At 54.1% G+C, this 23,020-nt stretch carries 18 protein-coding genes; 12 read left to right on the top strand and 6 right to left on the bottom strand.

Annotation, left to right across the window (positions count from 1 at the left end; genetic code table 11):
- Positions 1-437: 437 nt before the first annotated feature.
- The 6 genes from ACP5D4_RS03355 (at position 438) to rfbB (ending at position 5,309) form a co-directional block, all read left to right on the top strand.
- Entirely contained in the window at positions 438-1,076 is a 639-nt protein-coding gene (locus ACP5D4_RS03355) for a lysophospholipid acyltransferase family protein (protein ID WP_428010211.1), read from the top strand.
- A 108-nt stretch (positions 1,077-1,184) separates the two neighbouring features.
- Positions 1,185-1,925 carry a 6-phosphogluconolactonase gene (gene pgl / locus ACP5D4_RS03360; RefSeq protein WP_428010212.1) on the top strand — a complete coding sequence of 247 codons (741 nt, stop codon included), beginning with the start codon at positions 1,185-1,187 and terminating at the stop codon, positions 1,923-1,925.
- Positions 1,926-2,019: 94 nt separating this feature from the next.
- The gene (locus ACP5D4_RS03365; protein WP_428010213.1) at positions 2,020-2,616 is read left to right on the top strand and encodes an FHA domain-containing protein; all 597 of its coding nucleotides are present in this window, start codon (positions 2,020-2,022) and stop codon (positions 2,614-2,616) included.
- Between the two features lie 73 nt (positions 2,617-2,689).
- A complete protein-coding gene (locus ACP5D4_RS03370) occupies positions 2,690-3,142 on the top strand; it encodes an FHA domain-containing protein (protein WP_428010214.1) in 453 nt (150 codons plus the stop codon).
- Complete coding sequence (locus tag ACP5D4_RS03375; RefSeq protein WP_428010215.1) at positions 3,139-4,074, top strand: type IV pilin-like G/H family protein; 936 nt, start codon at positions 3,139-3,141, stop codon at positions 4,072-4,074. The genes ACP5D4_RS03370 and ACP5D4_RS03375 overlap by 4 nt, the downstream gene beginning before the upstream one ends.
- A 155-nt stretch (positions 4,075-4,229) precedes the next feature.
- Positions 4,230-5,309, top strand: coding sequence for a dTDP-glucose 4,6-dehydratase (gene rfbB, locus ACP5D4_RS03380; RefSeq protein WP_428010216.1), 1,080 nt, complete (start codon positions 4,230-4,232; stop codon positions 5,307-5,309).
- 23 nt (positions 5,310-5,332) lie between these two features.
- Here the strand turns inward: rfbB and ACP5D4_RS03385 are convergent, their stop codons facing one another.
- The gene (locus ACP5D4_RS03385) at positions 5,333-5,830 is read right to left on the bottom strand and encodes a hypothetical protein (RefSeq protein WP_428010217.1); all 498 of its coding nucleotides are present in this window, start codon (positions 5,828-5,830) and stop codon (positions 5,333-5,335) included.
- A 229-nt stretch (positions 5,831-6,059) separates the two neighbouring features.
- Here ACP5D4_RS03385 and ACP5D4_RS03390 point away from each other — a divergent pair, with 229 nt between their 5' ends.
- Positions 6,060-6,218, top strand: a complete 159-nt coding sequence (locus ACP5D4_RS03390; protein WP_428010218.1) for a hypothetical protein — start codon at positions 6,060-6,062, stop codon at positions 6,216-6,218.
- A 9-nt stretch (positions 6,219-6,227) separates the two neighbouring features.
- Here the strand turns inward: ACP5D4_RS03390 and ACP5D4_RS03395 are convergent, their stop codons facing one another.
- Positions 6,228-6,668, bottom strand: coding sequence for an ATP-binding protein (locus ACP5D4_RS03395; RefSeq protein ID WP_428010219.1), 441 nt, complete (start codon positions 6,666-6,668; stop codon positions 6,228-6,230).
- Between the two features lie 58 nt (positions 6,669-6,726).
- Between ACP5D4_RS03395 and ACP5D4_RS03400 the strand changes: the two genes are divergently transcribed.
- Entirely contained in the window at positions 6,727-7,872 is a 1,146-nt protein-coding gene (locus ACP5D4_RS03400; RefSeq protein ID WP_428010220.1) for a PP2C family protein-serine/threonine phosphatase, read from the top strand.
- A 57-nt stretch (positions 7,873-7,929) separates the two neighbouring features.
- Here ACP5D4_RS03400 and ACP5D4_RS03405 read toward each other — a convergent pair whose 3' ends face one another.
- Complete coding sequence (locus ACP5D4_RS03405) at positions 7,930-8,259, bottom strand: STAS domain-containing protein (RefSeq protein WP_428010221.1); 330 nt, start codon at positions 8,257-8,259, stop codon at positions 7,930-7,932.
- A gap of 397 nt (positions 8,260-8,656) precedes the next feature.
- Between ACP5D4_RS03405 and gap the strand changes: the two genes are divergently transcribed.
- Complete coding sequence (gene gap, locus ACP5D4_RS03410) at positions 8,657-9,673, top strand: type I glyceraldehyde-3-phosphate dehydrogenase (protein WP_428010222.1); 1,017 nt, start codon at positions 8,657-8,659, stop codon at positions 9,671-9,673.
- Between the two features lie 243 nt (positions 9,674-9,916).
- Here gap and ACP5D4_RS03415 read toward each other — a convergent pair whose 3' ends face one another.
- A complete protein-coding gene (locus ACP5D4_RS03415; protein ID WP_428010223.1) occupies positions 9,917-10,678 on the bottom strand; it encodes an ABC transporter ATP-binding protein in 762 nt (253 codons plus the stop codon).
- A 533-nt stretch (positions 10,679-11,211) separates the two neighbouring features.
- Between ACP5D4_RS03415 and ACP5D4_RS03420 the strand changes: the two genes are divergently transcribed.
- Entirely contained in the window at positions 11,212-13,683 is a 2,472-nt protein-coding gene (locus ACP5D4_RS03420) for an ATP-dependent Clp protease ATP-binding subunit (protein ID WP_428010224.1), read from the top strand.
- A gap of 617 nt (positions 13,684-14,300) precedes the next feature.
- On the opposite strand, the gene purH is transcribed toward ACP5D4_RS03420, so the two are convergent.
- The gene (purH, locus tag ACP5D4_RS03425; protein ID WP_428010225.1) at positions 14,301-15,848 is read right to left on the bottom strand and encodes a bifunctional phosphoribosylaminoimidazolecarboxamide formyltransferase/IMP cyclohydrolase; all 1,548 of its coding nucleotides are present in this window, start codon (positions 15,846-15,848) and stop codon (positions 14,301-14,303) included.
- Between the two features lie 263 nt (positions 15,849-16,111).
- Between purH and uvrA the strand changes: the two genes are divergently transcribed.
- A complete protein-coding gene (gene uvrA, locus ACP5D4_RS03430; protein WP_428010226.1) occupies positions 16,112-19,057 on the top strand; it encodes an excinuclease ABC subunit UvrA in 2,946 nt (981 codons plus the stop codon).
- Positions 19,058-19,585: 528 nt separating this feature from the next.
- On the opposite strand, the gene pip is transcribed toward uvrA, so the two are convergent.
- Complete coding sequence (gene pip, locus ACP5D4_RS03435) at positions 19,586-20,533, bottom strand: prolyl aminopeptidase (RefSeq protein WP_428010227.1); 948 nt, start codon at positions 20,531-20,533, stop codon at positions 19,586-19,588.
- 90 nt (positions 20,534-20,623) lie between these two features.
- Here pip and ACP5D4_RS03440 point away from each other — a divergent pair, with 90 nt between their 5' ends.
- Complete coding sequence (locus ACP5D4_RS03440; protein WP_428010228.1) at positions 20,624-22,954, top strand: ATP-dependent helicase; 2,331 nt, start codon at positions 20,624-20,626, stop codon at positions 22,952-22,954.
- Positions 22,955-23,020 lie beyond the last annotated feature (66 nt).

The following is a 23,020-nucleotide window of genomic DNA, read 5'->3' on the forward strand; positions in this document are numbered from 1 at the left end:
TATTTTTTGAATTGTCTTTTTTTGATTTTTTTGTGAATTTCTAAAAACTCCAATAATTCAAGATACCCGTTTTTTTAAAAGGCTATTAATAAATAAAAAAATATGCAGCAAACCAGTTTTTAACGAGCTTCTGTTATGTTATTACGAAGGTAAAAAAGTTTTTTTAGCCCGTTCGTAACCTATAGTAGAACCCCCAAAAATATAGGTTTTCTGAGCTTAGGGTGTAATTTGTTAATTTAGATACCCGATCTGGGTCGGCAGAAAAATTTGCACTACTTAGTCCAATCCGCTTATGGTTTCAAAATCAGAAGATCCCAAAAATATCGAAAATAAAATATATATTTTTCATTGATTGATGTCTCAATTGAGTGCTTGCGATCGAGTGATTTTTTTAGAATCGATCTTCCTTCCCTTCCATCAATTACAGCGAATTTACAATGGGTCGAAACCGCGAACCTGGTATTAGTCTTGCCCTGTACCACCTCTTTAAATGGTCGGTGGTCAGCCCGATGTTACACGGCTATTTTCGAGGCCGGGTGCTGGGAACAGAAAACGTTCCGAAAAGCGGTCCGGTGGTGGTGGCCAGCAACCACGCCAGTTTCTTCGACCCGCCCATCGTCGCCTGTAGCGTACAGCGTCCAGTGGCGTTCATGGCGAAAGAAGAGCTATTTTCAATTCCCGTTTTCAAAGAAGCCATCCGGCTGTACGGCGCCTATCCCGTCAAGCGAAAAGCAGTCGATCGCCAAGCGATTCGCCAAGCCTTAGACTATCTCGAGAACGGCTGGGCGACGGGGGTATTTTTATCCGGAACGCGCACTCGCGACGGGAAAATCCCCGATCCCAAACTCGGGGCGGCTCTTATTGCGGCCAAAGCCCAAGCGCCCGTTCTCCCAGTGTCTCTGTGGGGAACCCAAGATATTTTTCCCTCGGGGTCGAAACTTCCCCGCCCCGTTCCCGTCACCGTTCGTATCGGCGAAGCGATCGATCCGCCCAAAAACAGCGATCGCGAGATTTTACAAGCCCTAACCCAAGACTGCGCCGAACGTATCGAACGCCTGCACGCTCTGGGACGTTAGCCCCGTTGTTTTTGGGGCAATTTTTGCGTCCCAACGGGGGTACTTTAAAATCGGGAGGAACCGTTCAGACAAACCGTTCAAACGCTACCGTTCACCGGCTGAATTTTTATGAGCAAGCACGTCGAAGTCCTCCCCAACTCGTCCGCCCTGGTCGATCGCACCTTACAAGTCGTTCTCGAGGAAATCCACCGCGCTCTCGAACAGCGCGATCGCGCGACGGTGGTTCTCTCGGGTGGAAACACCCCCAAACCCCTGTACGAAGCCCTAGCCGCCCAGGATCTCCCCTGGTCGAAACTTCACGTTTTCTGGGGAGACGAACGGTACGTTTCGGCCGGCGATCCCGCCAGCAACCAGCGCATGGCGCGTCAGACGTGGCTCGATAAAGTACCGATTCCCGCCGAAAACATTCATGGGATGGCCACCGACGGCGAAAGTCCCGAAGCCGACGCGGAGCGTCACGAAGCGCAGCTGCGGGACTTTTTCAAACTCAATCCCGGCGACTTTCCCGTATTCGATATTATGCTGTTGGGTATGGGAGACGACGGACATACGGCATCGCTGTTTCCTCACACCGACGCCTTACAAGTGTGCGATCGCGCCGTAACCGTTGGTCACAAAGACGGACAGCCTCGTTTGACCCTAACCGTTCCCGTGCTGAACCTGTCTCGCTGCGTTATCTTTATGGTAGCGGGCGCGAACAAACAAACCGCGCTGTCCCGTGTTTTGGCGCCATCAGGCGACGAAGACACTTACCCCGCCCGGCTCGTACAGCCCCTTAACGGAACGTTGTGGTGGCTTCTCGACTCGGAAGCCGGATCGAGCATTTCCGTTACCGATACCGATAGTTAAACCCTTGCCTTTCGGTCGTTGTTCTCTGACAGTGTGGCTGCAAGCGAAGCTTGCTTCGAGCCGCTTCCCCCTCTGTCCCGATCCTCGACACACCATGATCGTTTGTCCGAACTGTAACCATCAAAATCCCCAGGGTGCGGCTCAGTGCGAAGCCTGTTACACGCCGCTTCCTCAAGCGGATGCTTGCCCCGAATGCGGTGCGTCCGTTCCCTTGGGGGCGAGCTTTTGCGGTCAATGTGGCGTGGCGCTCTCGGCGCGAGAATCTGATGCGAACTCGTCTGGGGGCGTGACGAACGGGAATTTAGCCCCGCTGTCGGTTGAAACCTCTACAACCTGCGTCAGTCAAAAGACGAAACTTCAATTTCCCGCCGCGCGATTGGTTCACGTGCAAACGGATACGGTTATCGAGTTGCCCCCTCATCTCGAGGTGGTTCGTATCGGCAAACCCAACGATCGCCTTCCTCCCGACCTCGATGTATCGGGTTTTCCCCATTGCGAATTTGTCTCTCGGGTTCACGCCGAAATTCGTCTGGAGGCGCAAAACTACTATATTGAAGATGTCGGGAGTTCTAACGGGACTTATATCAATCACCTGCCGTTAGCTCGGGGCAGCCGCCACCGCCTTCACCCGGGCGATCGCATCGCACTTGGTAAGGGCGATTTGGTAACGTTCGTGTTTCAGGTTACTTGACCTCACGAAGATTTACTCGACTCACCTTGGATTTCCTGTTTAGGTTGCGTCTATCTCTACCCCTCTGACCCGCGTGATTACTTTAACTTTGCTTCACCCCCATCAGCCGCTGCCGCTCAAACGCTGGACGTTCGATCGCGAAACGATCGTGCGCGTCGGTCGCGCTCCGGACAATCACGTTGTTCTTTACAGTGCGGTGGTGTCCCGCCACCATCTCGAACTGCGCTATCAAGACCCTCACTGGATGATGGTAAATTTGGGAACGAACGGTACCTATCTCGACGATAAGTTAATTACGACGAAGCGGGTCGAGGATGGGGCGATCGTGCGTTTGGCTCGCACGGGGCCGAAGCTGCAAGTTCACGTGACGGCACCGCCGCCGCTTTCTCCGGCCAAACAACTCCTGCAAATGCTGGAAAAACCGACCGCTGAGGACGAAGAGACGACGGCGGAAAAACTCGTCCATTACAAAACCCGCGTTCTCAAAGACCATCCCGCTAAAGTCCCTCCAGAAAAAAACGAATGATAGGCTCGATATTGCGATCGCTCTCTGACTGTTTCCCCCGTTGGACTCGCGACGTTCCCGGGCTGGCTGTGGCGAGTGCTGCGGCTGCGGTCAGTCTGACGGCAACCGCAGAGGCGAGACTGCCGGAGCGATCGCTCGAGGCGTCCCCCTCCCACGTCGTCCAAACGGAATCTCAGCCCAGCGATTCGCCCTCGACCCCTTCTCGAGCGGTTTGGGGACAGTGGTTCGCCTCCGGCGGCCTGGCCGGACAGGATCTTACCTTCGTCTTTACCCCCGACGGTACGCTACATTTTATCGTCACGTTACCGCGCGGACGCATGGCCGCTCAGGAGTTCGGCTATCGCATCGCTCCCGGTTCGCCTCTGCAACTCGATTTGACGCTTCCCGACGGTTCCGTGGTGCCGACCATCGCTGAAATCACCTCAGAGGGTCGGCTGCGGGTGCAAATGGACGGTACGAACCCCGACCAACCACGACCGCAACAGTTTAGTGAGACGGCGGTGGTGTTCGATCGCATCTCGGACTCGACGGCCTTACCTGCCCCCCTCGTGGAAGCCAATACCCTCGACGCTCTGTTTGCCCTCAGTCGCCGACAGCGCACCTACTATCTGGAATTTCGCACCTTTGCCGATTCGATCGCCGCCTTAAATCTGGAGGTTCCCCCGGAAACTGACGATTACCGCTTCGCCATGACTTTCGAGAGCGATCGCACCGACAGCGTTCGCATCACCGCTACCGCCAAACGCCCCGATCTCCACAGCTTCACCAGTGGCGTGTTCATGGTTCCCAACGAACGGGGGTTAGAAATTTCAACTATGGCGGTCTGTCGCAGCGACGACCCCACCACTGAAGCGCCGCCGATGCCGGTTCCACCGCCGGACAGTTCCGGGGAAGTCACCTGTGCGCCGGGTTCTCATCGAATTCGCCGCTAACGCAAAAGGTCCCGTTTCGAGTTATCCTCGATGGGGCTGCGATCGCGGGAAACTTAGGAAACCCGAGATCGAGATTTCAGTTTTTTCAATTCAGTTTTTTCAATTCAGTTTTTTCAATTCAGTTTTTTGACAATTCAAGGAGGACTCGAACGACGATGACTCATGAAGAGCGCCAATCCCGTCGGTTGCTGGTAACGGGTGGGGCGGGATTTATCGGCTCGAACTTCACGCGCTACTGGTGCGATCGATACCCCGAAGATCGCGTCGTCGTTCTCGATGCCCTCACCTATGCCGGAAATCTCTCTAATCTCGAAGGATTAGCCGACAGCGGAAATTTCCGGTTTGTTCGAGGCAACATCTGCGATCGCCCTCTCCTCGAAACTCTCCTGGCCGAAGAAAACATCGATACAGTAGCTCACTTCGCTGCCGAGTCCCACGTCGATCGATCCATCCTCGGCCCCGACGCCTTCATTCAAACCAACGTGGTGGGAACTTTCACCCTCCTGGAAGCCTTCCGCAACCACCTAGCCAACCGTTCGGAGGTCGATCGCTGTCGCTTCCTCCACGTCTCCACAGATGAAGTGTACGGCAGTCTCGACCCGGACGACCCGCCCTTTTGCGAAACCACCCCTTACGCCCCCAACAGTCCCTATTCCGCCTCGAAAGCGGGCAGCGACCACCTGGCTCGCGCCTATTACCACACCTATCAGGTTCCCACTGTCATCACCAACTGCTCGAACAATTACGGGCCGTATCACTTTCCCGAAAAGCTGATTCCCCTGATGTGCCTTAACATCTTGCTCGGAAAACCGCTTCCGGTTTACGGCGACGGTCAAAACGTTCGCGATTGGCTGTACGTCATCGATCACTGTTGCGCCCTCGATGCGGTGATTCATCGCGGAACATTGGGAGAAACCTACAATATCGGCGGCAACAACGAAGTCAAAAATATCGATTTAGTGCGGACGCTTTGTCGCTTGATGGACGAGATGGCGGCGGATTTACCCGTGAAACCGAGCGAAACGTTGATTACCTTCGTCAAAGACCGTCCCGGTCACGATCGACGCTACGCTATCGACTCGACTAAGCTGCAAACCTCCCTCGGTTGGGAACCGTCAGTGACGGTAGAAGAAGGATTGCGGAAAACGGTGCAGTGGTATTTGAACAACGAGGCGTGGTGGAAACCCCTGCTATCTGAGGAATATCAGAGCTATTACGCTCAGATGTACGGCTAGTAACGCAACTCGCTCGAGAATTGTCAATTGTCAATGGTCAATTGTGGCGACACCGAAAGGGTGTACGTCCACTCTTGTCCGGGGTCGAGGGTGCCGACCCAAATCTCGTAGGTGCCTGCTTCCCAGTCGGTATCGCTGAGAGCGGCGTCGGGGTTGCCGTTCCAGTCGTCGGCGCAACGGATCGTATCGTCTTGGGGACCGCGCACGACGAGGGTGGTATCGCGGCCGCCACTTTCGACGGCGATGGAGAGTTCGGGAAAGTCGCGATCGAGGATGAGTTGGTAGTCCGGTAAGGCGTCGCCAAATCCCACGCAGCGATTGCCGTGGAGATCGCGGGCAGCCACGAAACTGGGCAGCGATACTGACCCGCCCGTGTAGCCTCGGGAGACGGCCGCCTCTTCGAGAGAGGGTCTCAGGACGCCGAAAAAGGAGTCTTCGGCGGAAACCGCCAAACGGTTGGCGACCGACAGTAACAGGACGATCGCGATGGGGTCGATAAGGGAGGCTAGGCGGTCGAACATCGCAGGTGGCAGCGCGTGGCGATGGCGGAGGCGATCGCGCCAACGCCGGTTTGTGTAAATCTATCTATCCTTAGCATAGAAGGCGCAACCGGCCGGCAAAACTTTGCAGTGACAATTTCTCGGGCGACACATCGAAACCCATCGAAGCGAAACGACGTCTGAGAGCGACTTGTGGGTGCGATCGCCTAAAATATCGATCGCAAGTCGCCTGTGGAGGAAAAGGGCTTTAATGGCAATTCTTTTAGCTGTGGCGTTGACGATCGTGGGATGGCTCTTGTTCGTCTTCTCGATCGACGTGCCGTTGGCGATTTTTAACGCTTTGCATTTACCGCGATGGTTGGCGATCGCCTTGCTGGTGGCAGTGGTATCGTGGTGTTTCGGAGATTGACAGTACGGCTTAGGCGTCGCTTTCGTAATATTTCAGAATCGAGAGACAGTTTCGGCCGTCGTCGAGCCGTTGGTAACTCAAGCGATCGGCAATGCATTGCATGAGTTTCAAGCCGCGTCCCCCGGTAGCGTGTAAATCTGACGAGGTGGGGAGGCTGTTGAGCTTTCCTTCGAGATCGAACGGCGGTCCGCTGTCGAGAATTCGCAGTTCGATATAGGTCGGCGTCCGCTCGAACTCCACCTCCACTTCGAGATCTTCGTGGCGATCGCGGTGGGCGTGACGCACGGCATTAGTAAAGCCTTCGGCTAACGCCGTTTTACACTGTAACCAAATTCGTTGGGGTACAGCAGAGGATTCGAGTCGATCGAACCACTCCAAAACCCGAACTAAGGCGTTAAGATCCGTGGGGACTCGTAGAGATGCGTGCTGAGATTGGGGTGATTTACTCAAATCTTCCAACGCAATGACATCCTCGCTTGCAATTTGACTTGTGCTATGTTTTCGATCTATGACTCCAATTTTACTGATTGATGACGACTCCACCACCCGCTTGGTGTTGAAACGCGCCCTTCAGCGCCAGGGGTACGAAGTTACTGTCGCAAACAACGGGGAAGACGGGGTTCGCCTAGCCAAGGAAATCAAGCCGGGTTTGATCGTTTGCGATTGGATGATGCCCGTAATGGATGGATTGGAAGTTTGCCGTCAGGTCAAAGCAACGCCCTATCTTTCCACAACCTTTTTCATTCTACTCACAGCCCGGGGAGCCGTCGAGGATCGCGTGACGGGACTCGATACGGGGGCTGACGAGTTTTTAGCTAAACCCATCGAAATCGACGAGTTACAGGCGCGAGTGCGGGCGGGGTTGCGCATTCACCAGCTCAGTCAAGACTTGCAAAAGCAAAAGCAGATGCTGGAGACGGAGCTTTCGGAAGCGGCGCGATACGTGCGATCGCTGCTGCCCTCTTCGGTGTCTCAGGGGCCGGTTTGGATTGACGCTCGCTTTGTTCCCTCGCAACAACTCGGGGGCGACTGTTACGATTTCCAATGGCTCGACGATGAGTCTTTGGCGATTTATCTGGTGGACGTTTCGGGTCACGGGGTGGGGGCGGCGTTGCTGTCGGTGTCGGTTCTGAACGTGCTGCGATCGCGATCGCTGCCTCACGCCAATTTCCACGAGCCGAGCGAAGTTCTCGACGCTCTCAATCAAGCTTTTCAAACCACCACGTCGGCGGATTTCTACGAGGGTAAGTATTTTACGATTTGGTACGGCGTTTACCACCGCCCAACCCGCCAACTCGTCTACGCTAGTGCGGGACATCCCCCGGCCTTGTTGCTCTCGGTCGCCAAGTCGGGAACGGTCGATCGTCTCAACACCCCTAGCATTCCCATCGGCATGTTTCCTGATGCGGACTACGAAAGTCAATGCTGTGAAATCGCTCCCTCGAGTCAGCTTTATATTTTCAGCGATGGCGTTTATGAAATTCCTCAACCGGACGGGACGGTTTGGGGACTCGATGCGTTCGCCGATTGGCTTTCGCAAGAGAGCGACGGAGGCGGGGTTGACTTAGAACGCCTGTTGGAGGAGATCGAGCAGTTATCTCCCGATTGCGTGTTAGACGACGATCTGTCGCTCTTGCAACTGACGTTTCTTTGACCGCCCGGGTTGGAATTTCAGGGACGACTGTTTTTCTGACAACTTGCAGCGGTTGAGTTAGGGGGAGGAGAGGACGTTACGCTCGAATTCTTCGCGATCGGCGTACACTTTGAAGACGCGGTTCATGCTCGTTAGCTCGAAGAGTATCTTGACTTGGTCGCTAATGGAGCAGATAAACATTTTGGCATCGGCGGCTCGAACGGTTTTCAGCGCGGAGACTAACGCCCCGAGTCCCGAACTATCGATAAACGTCACGTCTTTTAAATCGAGCAAGACGATCTTCGCGCCAGTTTCGAGGCACTCGCTGATGTCGCGTCGTACCTGACTCGCTTTTACACCGTCGAGAAGACCTTCCGGTCGAACGATTTTTACCTCATCAGGGTTCATAAGACTTTGTCGATTCGCAGAGTAGGGGACACAAAACAGGGCATATTCGCCAGGATAGCTATATTTAACCGGGTCGCGTTCGGGGCTGGGTCTCGAACGCTAACTATCCGCTTGGCAATTGCGATCGTCTGGGTCGATGAAATTTGGGTTCGATCGCCTTTGTTCTCGATAGTAAGGTAAATCCATGGATTTCAGCAAAAGCCACACATCACCGTTGTTAAAACCTTTCTAAAGCTGACTCCTTCTAGAATATCCTGCCTTGGGAGTGCGATCGGGCATCAGCGGCTCGATTTCCGCCTCGAAACTGCTGTAAAGCCTGACGTTATACTAACTCCAGCTTTATTCCGTGCCGTTCGTGCGAAACGGCATCGCTAAAGCACCCACAAGGAGGATTTTTATGGCAACCCTGAAAGTCGCCATTAACGGATTCGGTCGCATCGGGCGACTGGTGTTCCGGGCGGGACTGGAAAACCCCAACATCGAGTTTTGCGGGATTAACGACCTCGTTCCCCCGAAAGCCCTGGCCTATTTGCTCAAGTACGATTCGACCCACGGACGCTTCAAGGGAACGGTGGAAGCGACGGACGATAGTATCGTCGTCAACGGGAAATCGATTCCCTGTTACTCCAACACCGATCCCGCTCAACTTCCCTGGGGGGATTTGGGCGTTGAGTATGTGGTGGAATCGACGGGACGCTTCACGACTTACGAGGGCGCATCCAAGCACCTGGCGGCGGGGGCGAAACGAGTGGTCATCTCGGCTCCGACGAAAGACCCCGATAAGGTGCCGACGCTGCTGATGGGGGTCAATCACCAGACTTACGACCCCAGTCAACATACGGTCGTCTCTAACGCTAGTTGTACGACGAACTGTTTGGCGCCCATTGCGAAGGTGATTCACGAAAACTTCGGTTTGGCGGAAGGGCTGATGACCACGGTTCACGCCATGACTGCGACTCAACCGACTGTCGACGGTCCGAGTAAGAAGGATTTACGGGCCGGACGCAGTGCGGCTCAGAATATTATCCCGGCTTCGACGGGGGCGGCGAAAGCGGTCACTTTGGTCTTACCGGAGTTGAACGGACGCTTGACGGGGATGGCCTTCCGGGTTCCGACGCCGGATGTTTCGGTGGTGGATTTGACTTTCCGCACGGAAAAAGCCACTAGCTACGACGAGATTTGTGCGGCGATGAAGAAAGCGGCTGAGGGCGAACTCCAAGGCGTTCTTGGCTATACGGACGACCCGGTGGCTTCGACGGATTTCACCACCGACCCCCGATCGAGCATTTTCGACGCTACGGCCGGAATCGAACTCAATTCTCAGTTTTTTAAGGTAGTGTCTTGGTACGACAATGAATGGGGTTACTCTAACCGCACGATCGATCTGATGTTGGCCATGGCTGAGAAATCTTAGGGATTTGAGGGGATTTTCTCTCTCTGAACTCGTTTAGATCCCCCTGAACTCGTTTAGATCCCCGGCATCTCGAAGATGCCGGGGATCTAAAGTCCAATCTTTTTGGCGATGTTGACTAAAAAATCAATGTAGATGCTAAAATTCCCATTATCTAATAAAATTATTCTAGCGCTTTGGAATTCCCCAGTCAACCCCTCTCGATCGATCCGCGACGGATAGATATTGTTTTTTTAAACAACATGCCTAAGACACGGCCAAATGTAACTCTTCCGGGTGTAGGCGATCGTGAACCACCTGTCCGTCGCGGAACCAAATGACGCGCTGGGTCAAGCGGGCGACTTCGGCTTCGTGGGTGACCATGACGATGGTAATCCCCGAGGCGTTCAACTCGTGGAAAATGCCCATGACTTCCTCGGTGGTGTGGCTGTCGAGGGCGCCAGTGGGTTCGTCCGCCAGGAGTAAAACGGGTTGGTTGACGATCGCCCGTGCGATAGCCACCCGTTGCTGTTGTCCTCCCGAGAGTTGGGCGGGTTTGTTGTGGAGGCGATTTCCCAAGCCGACGCGGGTGAGGGCGTCCGTGGCGCGATCGACCCGTTCTTGGTGAGAGACGCCGCCGTAGACCATCGGTAACATGACGTTTTCCAAGGCGCTCATCTGGGGTAACAGGTGGAACTGTTGGAAGACGAAGCCTAACTTTTGATTGCGGACGCTGGCTAAGTGGGATTCCGAGAGTCCCGCCACGTCTACGCCGTCGAGATAGTAGCGGCCGCGAGTGGGTCGATCGAGACAGCCGATGACGTTCATGGCGGTAGATTTTCCCGAACCCGACGGTCCCATGATGGCGCAGTATTCGCCGGGAAAGACTTCGATCGAAACGCCGTCGAGGGCGCGAACTTCGGTGTTTCCGGAACCGTAAATTTTAGAGATGTCTTCGAGACGAACGATCGCCCGATGCGGGGAGGGCGAGAGGGGAGAAATGGTTTCGGGGTGGTGAGTCGAACTCATAATGAATTGTCGATCGAGATCGGAAGAGGGAAAAAGCGCCAAGACGGTTAGATTAGAGACGTTGAAATCCCAAGATTCGATCGCACAATTGATGGAGATGGCGACCGCGACCCCAGCGAATCGCAGCGAGTTTCAAGGGATTTGCCACTTTTTTAATTATAAGAAGCCTGAAAAATTTCCGTCGTCAAGGCAGGCGATCGAGCCAGTTTCGTTTGCACCAAGCTGCGATCCTGTAATAGGCTGGAAGCGAGAGCCTGACCCCCATGGCCATACCTTCAGGGTAAGGCTGGCGTTCCCGAAGCCGGACTCGTCAAACCGAGCGAGTCCGAACCGACCCTCAACCATACGGCTCTCCTCACTGGGCGGTTGGCTTCGCGCCGATACATTATATTAATGTAAGTACACAAAAGTTCATAGATTCTCCCTCCCCCTTCGAGGCGGATCGCGCCCGAAGACTATCGAAGTCCCTTTGAGGACGACAAGCCCAGAGTCCCCGCAGACAACTAGCTACCTCAGTCGATCGCACGCGAATTATGTTCGAACACTTTACAGACAAAGCTATCCGAGTCGTCATGCTGGCGCAAGAAGAAGCGCGTCGGCTCAAACACAACATGGTCGGGACCGAACAAATCCTGCTCGGTTTAGTTGGCGAGGGAAGCAGCATCGCCGCCGAAGTCCTCAACAAATTCGGGGTCAGCCGCGAAAACGCCCGACAAGAAGTCGAACAACTCATCGGTCGCGGTTCCGGATTCGCCTCCGCTGAAATTCCCTTTACCCCCAAAGCTAAACGGGTGTTCGAGTACGCGGTCGAAGAAGCGCGTCAACTCGGCCATAACTATATTGCCCCGGAACATATTTTATTAGGGTTGACCCGAGACGAAGAAGGCGTCGCGGCGACGGTTCTTCATAACTTAGGGGTGGATTTAGCGGATCTTCGTACCCAAGTGATGAAGCAACTCGGGGAAGTTGCAGGGGTGGCCGTGGGCGATCGACCCTCGGCGAAAACCGGAAAAATGGCGACCCTCGAGGAATTCGGAACCAACCTCACCCAACTGTCCGCCGACGGAAAACTCGATCCGGTCGTCGGACGGGAACGAGAAACCGAACGACTCATTCAAATCCTGGGTCGTCGCACCAAAAACAACCCCATCCTCGTGGGAGAACCGGGAATCGGGAAAACGGCCATCGCCGAAGGTTTGGCGCAGCGCATCGTTAAAAACGCCGTTCCCGAAATGCTGGAAAACAAACAAGTCATCGCCCTGGATATGGGGTTACTGGTGGCGGGAACGCGCTTCCGAGGCGAATTTGAAGAACGTCTGAAAAACATTGTCGAAGAAGTACGCGGAAACGGAAATGTTATCCTCGTCATCGACGAAATCCATACCCTCGTCGGGGCGGGGGCGTTAGAAGGAAGCCTGGACGCGGCGAATATCCTCAAACCGGCGTTAGCCCGAGGCGAACTCCAATGTATCGGGGCGACCACCCTGGACGAATATCGCAAGCATATCGAACGGGACGCCGCCCTCGAACGTCGGTTCCAGCCGATTATGGTGGGCGAACCCAGTGTTGAGGAAACCATCGAAATCCTCTTCGGACTGCGCGATCGCTACGAACAACACCACCAACTGACCATTGCGGACGAAGCCCTCGACGCAGCGGCCAAATTGAGCGATCGCTATATTAACGATCGCTTCCTACCGGACAAAGCCATCGACCTCATCGACGAAGCCGGGTCTCGGGTTCACATCGAACACTTCAAATCCTCCCCCGCCTCTCGGGAGATGAAGAAAGAACTGACCCAGGCGGTGAAAGAGAAAGAAGCGGCTGTAGACGCCCAAGACTTCGAGAAAGCCGGACAGCTGCGCGATCGCGAACTGGAAATCCGTCGCGAAATCGACAAACTGGCCGAAGAACGCCAACACAAGCCCGGTCAAGCCCCCGTGGTCACTGAAGACGACATCGCCCACATCGTCGCCAGTTGGACTGGCGTACCCGTGACCAAAATCGAAGAAAGCGAATCCGAGAAGCTGCTGCACATGGAAGACACCCTGCACGAGCGTCTCATCGGACAAGAAGAAGCCGTTCGCGCCGTGTCTCGTGCGATTCGTCGCGCCCGCGTCGGCTTGAAAAACCCCAAACGTCCCATCGCCAGTTTCATTTTCTCGGGTCCGACGGGTGTCGGTAAAACGGAACTGACCAAATCTCTGGCGGATTACTTCTTCGGGTCGGAAGAGGCTATGATTCGGCTGGATATGTCCGAATTTATGGAACGTCACACCGTCTCGAAGCTCATCGGTTCCCCGCCGGGATTCGTGGGGTACGACGAAGGCGGCCAACTCACCGAAGCGGTGCGCCGCCGTCCCTACGCGGTGATTCTCTTCGACGAAATCGAAAAAGCCCACCCCGACGTTTTCAACCTGCTGTTGCAGATTCTCGAAGACGGACAGTTGAGCGATTCCAAAGGTCGCACGGTGGACTTTAAAAACACCCTGCTGATTATGACCTCGAACATCGGCTCTCGCGTCATCGAGAAAGGTGGCGGCGGTTTGGGCTTCGAGGTGGCCGACGACAAGACGGACGCCCAGTACAACCGCATTCGCAACCTGGTTAACGAGGAGTTGAAACAGTACTTCCGTCCGGAATTCCTCAACCGCGTGGACGATATCATCGTCTTCGGTCAGTTAAAGCGGGAAGAAATCAAGGAAATCGCGGAACTGCAACTGAAACAGGTGTTCGCGCGACTGACGGAACAAAACATCACGTTGCAAGCGACGGATGCTTTCAAAGAGCGGTTGGTGGATGAAGGATACGATCCTGCTTACGGGGCGCGTCCGTTACGTCGGGCGATTATGCGTCTGTTGGAAGACGTTCTGGCTGAAGAAATGCTGGCTGGAAAGTTAGAAGAGGGCGATAAGGCGATCGTGGATGTGGACGAGAACGGAAACGCCGTGATTTCCAAAGACGACGCTCGTTTGAAAACCCCCGAACTCGCTGGAGTCCGGTAGGGTGTGTGACTTCTAAGATCCTCGGAATTTTGGAGATTCCGGGGATCTAGTACCCTTGATAGCAGTTCGTCAAAATTTTGGTTAAACATCCAGTTTTTAAAAGCTGGATGTTTGTTTTTTTTATGATAATTAAAAAACTCTGTGTTCTCTGTTTCTTTCTGGTTAAACCTCTTCAGTAAACGGTTTTATGCTCGTTTCCCAATCCTTTCCGAAATGTGAAAGTTCCCTCGAAATCATCATTTTTTTAACTCGAAATACAATTTTTCCGTTATATCTGGAATCGTCGATCGAAAGCAGATAAAACCCAATTATAATTCCCCCAAAACGAGCCGGTTCTTTTTGCCCCGGATGTAAGTAAAGCTCTTTTCCTAAAAGCTCGAAAGCTTTCTGAGGCGTAACCCTCCAATTTCCCGTTTCCCATTCATTTCGTTCTGGACAAACTTCAGTTTCCTTTTCGGCTCGTTCGAGAAAGTGATTCGATAAAGTGAATCGCTTTCATTCAACTCTCCTTTCGACGGAACGAATCGCACTCTTTGTTTTTAAGTATAAGATCCCCGGAATCTTGGAGATTCCGGGGATCTCGCGAAACCAGAAAAGAACCGTTTCCCGAAGCTGAATTAGTGCAAGAAGTGGCGAACTCCCGTGAGAACCATGACGACGCCTAACTCGTTAGCGGCTGCGATCGAATCCTTATCGCGAATGCTTCCACCGGGTTGAACGATCGCCGTAATTCCCGCCGCCGCAGCCGAACGCACAGAATCGTCAAAGGGGAAGAAACCATCGCTGGCTAACGTCGCCCCCTGACATTGTTCTCCCGCTTGTTCGATGGCGATTTTCGCCGCCCCGACGCGGTTCATCTGACCCGCTCCAATTCCTAACGTGGTGCGGTTTTTGGTGACGACGATCGCGTTGGATTTCACGTGCTTGCAGACTTTCCAGGCGAACAGCAATTCCTCTAACTGTTCCGGTGTCGGCTGTTTTTCGGTGACGATTTCCCATTGCGTGGTGTCTTCGACTAAATCATCGGCGGTTTGAACCAGGAAACCCCCAGCGATCGCTTTAATCGTTTCGCCCGTTCCCTCGTTCAAATCAGACATCGTCAACACGCGAAGTTTGGACTTTTTCGCCAAAATTTCCTTCGCCTCGTCCTCGCAACCGGGGGCGACGACGCACTCTAAAAAGGTCTTCGTCAACGCCGTCGCGGTGGGGGCGTCGATGGGGCGGTTCAAGGCGACGATTCCCCCAAAGGCGGAGACGGAATCGCCGTTAAAGGCGTCTTCATAAGCTTGAACTAAGGTTTCGCCCACGGCGACGCCACAGGGATTCGTATGTTTCAACACCGCTGCGGTTGGGGGTTTGTCGTCGCCGAGGAATTCCGCGATGATGCGACGGGCGGCTTCTAAATCGACAAGGTTGTTATAGCTGAGTTCTTTTCCTTGCAACTTCTCGGCGGCGCCCCAACCGCTGGCGTTCTGGCCGATTTGATACCAGGCGGCTTTTTGGTGGGGGTTTTCGCCGTAACGCAGGGCTTGAATTTGCGACCCCGCTACGCCGAATTGTTCGGGAAGGGTTTCGGATTCAGCTTGGGTTTCCAGGTAGGTGGCGATCGATCGATCGTACTGACAAGTATGCCAGAATCCGGCTTTGGCGCATTGGCGACGGAATTCAAAGGAGGGTTCGCCTTTCTCGCGCAGTTGCGTCAAATAACCGTCGTATTGGGCGGGGTTGGAGAGGACGGTGAGATGTTGGAAGTTTTTCGCCGCTGCCCGCAACATGGCGGGGCCGCCGATGTCGATTTTTTCTACGGCGTCGGCGAGGGTGGCGTCGGGATTGGCGATGGTGGCTTCAAAGGGGTAGAGGTTCACCACCACTAAATCGATGGGGCGCACGTCGTTGGCTTCCAAGTCTTGCAAGTCTTCTTGCAGGTTGCGACGGGCGAGGATACCGCCGTGGACGCGGGGGTGTAGGGTTTTGACGCGCCCTCCTAAGATTTCGGGAAATCCGGTGTAGTCGGATACTTTGGTGACGGGGAGTCCGGCCTCTTGTAAGACTTTGGCGGTTCCGCCGCTACTGATAATGTCAAATTGGAAGTCTTCGACGATCGATCGAGCGAATTCGACCAATCCGGTTTTGTCCGATACACTTAACAGAGCTAGACGCGCCACGGTTTCTAGATTTCCTAATCGCACAACCCGTTTATTTTACACAAAAGGGAGCAAACCTCCGCTTCGCTCTGACGGCGTATTTGCGCCTGCGTATTTTGGTCCAGGTTTTTCACCTGGCATCTTTTTGGCTGAGGTTTTGAGGCTACCTTGACATTCTCCTCAGGTTGGTTAAGTATTGTCCGGGTCTCGCGATTCTCCCGGCTTCTTCGCTCGCCATATCCCACTCTGACAGTAAAATGTAAACGATTGTATCGAAGGGCGATATGGCACGACGCGCGAAGACTCCCGAACCCCTCAGCAACGTTTCCCAAAACGGTCTGTCTCCGAGATTAGACAACGCGATTCGCATTCGAGGGGCGCGACAACACAACCTGAAAAATATCGATCTCGACCTCCCGCGCGATCGTCTCATCGTTTTTACGGGCGTCTCGGGTTCGGGGAAATCCTCCCTCGCCTTCGATACCATTTTCGCGGAGGGACAGCGGCGCTATGTGGAATCCCTCAGCGCCTACGCCCGTCAGTTTCTCGGACAGTTGGACAAGCCGGACGTGGAATCGATCGAAGGCTTGAGTCCGGCCATTTCCATCGACCAAAAATCGACCTCTCACAATCCGCGATCGACTGTGGGAACGGTGACGGAAATTTACGACTACCTGCGCTTACTCTTCGGACGCGCGGGGGAACCCCACTGTCCTCACTGCGATCGCTCCATCAAACCCCAAACCATCGATTGGATGTGCGATCGCGTCCTCGAACTCCCCGATCGCACCAAGTTCCAAATCCTCGCCCCCGTCGTCCGGGGGAAAAAGGGAACTCACAAAAAGCTCCTCTCGAGTTTAGCCTCCCAAGGCTTCGTGCGAGTGCGAGTTAACGGGGAAGTACGGGATCTCAGCGAGGGAATCGACCTCAACAAAAACCACAGCCACGATATTGAAATTGTGGTCGATCGCCTCATCAAAAAAGAAGGAATTCAAGAACGCCTCACCGACTCCCTCTCCACCGCCCTCCAACAGGCCAACGGCGTCGCCGTCATTTCAGCGCAACTCCCCAACGAAGAGCGTCCCCAGGAAATCGTCTTTTCCGAAAACTTCGCCTGTCCCGAACATGGGGCGGTGATGGAAGAACTCTCGCCCCGTCTGTTCTCCTTCAACTCCCCTTACGGGGCTTGTCCGGCTTGTCACGGTTTGGGAAGTTCGCGGATGTTTTCGGCGGAACTGGTGGTTCCCGACCCCACCGCCCCCGTCTACAGTTCGATCGCCCCCTGGTCGGAAAAAGACAACACTTACTATCTCTCGTTACTCTACAGCGTCGGACAAGCTTTTGACTTCGAGTTAAACACCCCTTGGAACCAGCTGACGCCGGAACAGCAGAAGGTGATTCTCTACGGCGCCCCCGATCCCATTTGGATTGAAACCGACTCGCGATATCAGGAAAATCGCGGTTACTATCGCCATTTCTCGGGAGTGCTGGCCATGTTACAACGTCAGTACGAGGAAACCTCCTCCGACTCGATTAAGGACAAACTGGAACAGTACCTTGTAGACAAACGCTGCGATCGCTGCGGCGGAAAACGCCTGAAACCGGAATCCCTGGCGGTGCGCGTCGGACAGTACAACATTACCGATTTAACTGGGATTTCGATCGAAACCAGCTTGGAACGAGTCGGACAACTGGAATTGAGCGATCGTCAAGCGAAAATCGCCGAGTTAGTCTTGCGGGAAATCCGCGCCCGTCTGCAATTCCTCATCGACGTCGGCTTAGAATACCTAACGTTAGATCGATCGGCCACCAGTCTTTCCGGCGGAGAAGCCCAACGCATCCGTCTCGCCACTCAAATCGGGTCGGGATTAACTGGCGTTCTCTACGTCCTCGACGAACCCAGCATCGGACTCCACCAACGAGATAACGGTCGCCTGCTGCGAACCCTCACCAAACTTCGAGATTTAGGAAATACCCTGATTGTCGTCGAACACGACGAAGAAACCATCCGCAGCGCCGATCGTATCGTCGATATCGGTCCGGGGGCGGGAGTTCACGGCGGCGAAATCGTCGCCCAAGGGGATTTAGACGACCTCCTCAAAGCGGAAAACTCCATGACGGGGGCTTATCTCTCGGGTCGCCGCGTCATTGAAACCCCCGCCGAACGTCGCCCCGGAAACGGGAGATCGATCGTTCTCCAAGACGCCCACCGCAACAACCTCAAACATATCGACGTCGAAATTCCCCTCGGAAAACTGGTTTGCGTGACGGGAGTTTCCGGGTCTGGAAAATCCACCCTCGTCAACGAACTGTTTTATCCGGCTCTGCAACACCATATTACGCGCCGCGTTCCCATGCCCAAAGGTCTCGGGGAACTGAAAGTCAAAACCGGGAAAAAGAAACCCCTCAAAGAAGTCATCGATAAAGTCATCGTCATCGACCAATCTCCCATCGGACGCACCCCCCGTTCCAACCCCGCCACCTACACGGGAATTTTCGACAGCATCCGCCAAGTCTTCGCCGAAACGGTGGAAGCCAAGGCGCGAGGCTACAAACCGGGGCGGTTTTCTTTCAACGTCAAAGGCGGACGCTGCGAAGCCTGCGGCGGACAGGGGGTCAACGTGATTTCGATGAACTTTCTCCCCGATGTCTACGTGCAATGCGACGTTTGTAAAGGGGCGCGATACAACCGAGAAACCTTGCAAGTTAAATATAAAGGTTATTCGATTTCCGACGTTCTCAACATGACGGTGGAGGAGGCGTTAGGGGTATTCGAGAACATCCCCCGCGCCGCCAGTCGCCTGCAAACTCTGTTAGATGTGGGATTGGGATATATCCACTTGGGACAACCCGCCCCGACGCTATCGGGAGGCGAGGCGCAGCGGGTGAAGTTAGCTTCGGAGTTATCCCGCCGCGCTACGGGGAAAACGTTGTATTTAATCGACGAACCGACGACGGGGTTATCGTTTTACGATGTTCACCAGTTATTGAACGTGATGCAGCGTTTGGTGGATAAGGGTAATTCGATTTTGGTCATCGAACATAATCTAGATGTGATTCGCTGCGCGGACTGGGTGGTGGATTTGGGGCCGCAAGGCGGGGAACGGGGCGGTGAAGTGGTCGCCTGTGGGACGCCGGAAGCGGTGGCGGAGGTGACGGAATCCCATACGGGGCAATATTTACGGGAAGCGTTGCAACAATATCCGGCGAAGGCGCAGGAAGAAATGTAGAAATGTAGGGTGCGTGACGCGGCGGGAAATCCTGCCATCGAAGTTAAATAAATCTCGTTCTTGCGTCACTCAGGGGGCATCTCAAAAATGTAAATTCATCGGATATAAGCTGGCCTACTCGATTGAGTGGCTGTGGGTTTCTGTAAACAGTCTTCCTCAAATAAAACGCCGTACTCAGTTGTTAAATAGGCTTCTAATTTGTTCGTTTTTTTAATTTTTGAGACTCAAAGCGTCGATCGCTATTTAAATTTAAAGAAAGTTGCGGTTCTGCTTTCATCGTTAAATTGAGACGATAAATTGAGACGATCTGTAATTTTATTACATCCAATTTTAGAAATTGGGGTATCTCAAAAATGTCAGTCGAGCGGAGCGAAGTCTCTGCAATAAATGGGTCTGTTGTTGGGTTTCGCTCTCGCTCCACCCAACCTAGCTCAAACTTGCGAAAAAATCGCTCGAAGGTGGGCAACGCCCACCCAAGTTTCTGCCCAAAAAAGATGCACCCTTTCAATGGCGACTGTGAATCGATCGCTACAACTCAGCAAAGCGATCGGTTGCGTCCACCAAAGCACTGAGAACGCCCGGTTCGCTCACGGAATGACCCGCGTTCGGAACCACCACAAACTCCGCTTCGGGGAACGCCTTGTGTAACTCCCAAGCTGACTGCATGGGACAAACAACATCGTACCGTCCCTGCACGATAAAGGTGGGAATATGACGGATACGATCGACATTTTCCAACAACTGTTCTTCGCTCTCAAAAAAGCCGCGATTCATGAAATAATGACACTCAATTCGAGCGAAGGCTTCGGCAAATCCCTCCCGTCCAAACTTCTTCTTCACCGAGGGATCGGGAAAGAGTTTGCTCGTACTCCCTTCCCAAATTGCCCAAGCCCGCGCCGCCTTCAACCGCGTCCGCTGGTTCCCACTCGTCAACCGCTTGTGATACGCCTGCATTAAATCGCCGCGTTCGTCTTCAGGAATCGGTTTCAAATACTCTTCCCACGCCTCGGGAAAAATGTAACTGGCACCCTCTTGATAAAACCAGCGCAATTCCTTTTGTCGCAACATGAAAATGCCGCGCAAAATCAACCCCGTGCAGCGATCGGGATGGGTTTCGGCATAGGCTAAAGCCAGGGTGCTGCCCCAACTTCCGCCGAAGACTGTCCATTTTTCGACACCCAAAGCTTCCCGCAATTTCTCGATGTCGCTGACGAGATCCCAAGTGGTATTTTCCCGCAGTTCCGCATGGGGTCGGCTGCGACCGCATCCCCGTTGGTCGAAGAGAATCAACCGCCATTTGTCGGGGTTAAAATATTGGCGATAGCTGGGAATCGAACCGCCGCCGGGCCCCCCGTGAAGGAAAACCGCCGGTTTGCCCTCGGGATTGCCACACTCTTCGTAATAAAGGGTATGAAGGTCGGACACCTTCAAGGTTCCAGTTTTGAAAGGTTCGATAGGTGGGTAAAGTTCTCTCATGAAATCGAGGAAAGCAGGCTACAGAGGATAAACGATACACTCAAAAGATATCGATCGTCATGTATTTTTTGACAAACGGCTTCGCAAGTTATGACTTCTGTTGACTCCCAAACCCCGATGCTGCAAGAGAATACTGAGGCTTGGCGCGATCGCCAACTTCAGGAAATTCGCGATGGATTGCGCCCGGGACAACGGGAAATGGCGGATTGGCAAGGGGGTCCCCTGGCGGTGTCGGCGGTGCCGGGTTCGGGAAAATCGACGGGAATGGCGGCGGCGGCGGCCATCGCCATCGCCCGCCATCAACTCAACACGCTGCGTCAGATTGCGGTGGTTACGTTTACTCGGTCGGCGGCGGCGAATATTAAAGCGAAGATTCGCAGCCATTTGAGAAATCTCAAACTTCCGCTGTGGGGCTTTTCTGTTTACACGCTTCACGGGTTAGCCCTCAAAATTGCTTTGAACCATCGGGAACTGGCGGGGTTGGAGTTTGAGGATATTTCGATTGTTCAGGTCGATCGCAGTCACCGCATTATCCGTCAGTGTGTGGAACAGTGGATCGATCGATACCCTCTGCAATATGGCCGTCTCGTGGAAGGAATCCAGTTCGATGGGGAGGAAACGGAACGGTTGCGGCGTCAGTCGGTGTTGCGGACGGAGGTGTTACCCAGTTTGGCGGATACGGTGATTCGCGAGGCGAAATCTTCGGGGTTGCAACCGGAACAACTGGCGCAGTTGAGCGATTCGATTCCCGATACTTACGATATTTTGGAGATTGCGGCGTATTTGTATCGGGAATACGATCGACTCCTCCACGAACAGCAACTCATCGACTACGACGATACGATTTTGGCGGCGTTGCGGGTGTTGGAAAACGATAGCGCCCGCCAACTCTGGCAACGTCAGTTTTTCGGTGTTTTTGAGGACGAAGCCCAGGATTCTTCGCCGCTACAAACGCAACTCCTCGAAATCTTGGCCGGCGATCCCGAGGGAAAGGAACCGCCGAATTTGGTGCGCGTCGGCGATCCCAACCAAGCCATTAACTCCACTTTTACCCCCGCCGATCCCGTTTACTTCCGTCGCTTTTGCCATAATTGCGATTTTGAGGGGCGCTTGGCGACGATCGACCGCGCCGGACGCAGTAGCGCCATTATTATGGAGGCGGCGAATTTCCTCCTCGACTGGATTAACGATCGCTGGCGTCGGGGAAAATGGGGCGAGTCTCCTGACGAAACTGACGATATCCCCTTTGAACCGCAACAGATTCGCCCTGTCGCCGCTGACGATCCTCAAGCGAACGCCAATCCAGAGGCCCTTGAAGGAGGTTTGGAACTCCACCAACCGCCAACGGTCGAAGATACGATCGATCGCATTGGAGGGCGCATTGTAAAGCTGTTTGAGGACCACGAGACCCTCTCGGCGGCGGTGTTAGTCCGCACGAACGACCAAGGACGCTTTGTGTCCAAGACGTTACAACAAATTTACGGCGATCGAATCTCCGTTTACGACGTCGGGGAACGGGAACGGCTTTCGCGAGTTCCGGCGGAAATCCTGCTGTTATTGAAATTTCTCCATCGCCCCCACTCCCCAGATAACCTCAAAGCCGCCCTCAGCGTCTTCGTCGAACGCAAACTCATCCCCCGACAGGATCTCGATGCTTTGGTGGCGTTTCCCGAACGGTTTCTCTATCCCACCCCCCTCGATCCCTTGCATCCTCCAGAAGTCCGCCAAGCGCAGAAGTTTTGCTGCAACCTGTTAAAGGCGCGGTTGGAGTTACCTCAAATCCATATCATTCCGTTTTTAACCATGACGCTGCGCTACGAGGATACGGAACTGGCGACCGCCGACAAACTGGCTGAACGGATTCTGCGGGATACGGTAAACCGAATGTCGCTAACGGGATATATCGAAGTCCTCAGCGAAATCGTCCAAACCGAACGCTTTGAACCCGTGGAAACGGAGGATGCTGAGTCGAAATACACGCGATCGCATCAATTGACGGTGATTACCATGCACAAAGCCAAGGGGTTGGATTGGGACGTGGTGTTTCTGCCGTTTTTGCAAGAAGATACGATTCCCGGTGGTTTGCGAGTGTTGCTGCAAACGCAGTTTCTGGGGAATTTTGCGCTTCAGGAAGTGGCGCGGGCGCAAATTCGCCAGTATCTCTGGCATCGCGCCGACAACAGCAGTCGCTTTTCGCCGTTCGATTCGCCGCTGCGATATTGGCAAATGGCGGAACGGTTGAAGATTGCTGAGGAATTTCGGTTATTGTACGTGGCGATGACCCGGGCGAAACGGCTGTTGTGGATGTCTGCGGCGCAGGAAGCCCCGTTTACTTGGAGCAAAATCGAGAATTTACAGAAAAAAGAACCCTCTCCGGCATTTGTCGCCTTACAGCAGCAATTTCCCCAGTGCGGTGTTTAGAGTTGAGAGGGGGGCGCTGCGTCACTCTCCCTCTCTTTCCACATGGCTGCTGAAGATGCCGGGGAT

The organism is Baaleninema sp., from assembly GCF_049974805.1.
GTDB lineage: Bacteria > Cyanobacteriota > Cyanobacteriia > Cyanobacteriales > Geitlerinemataceae > Baaleninema.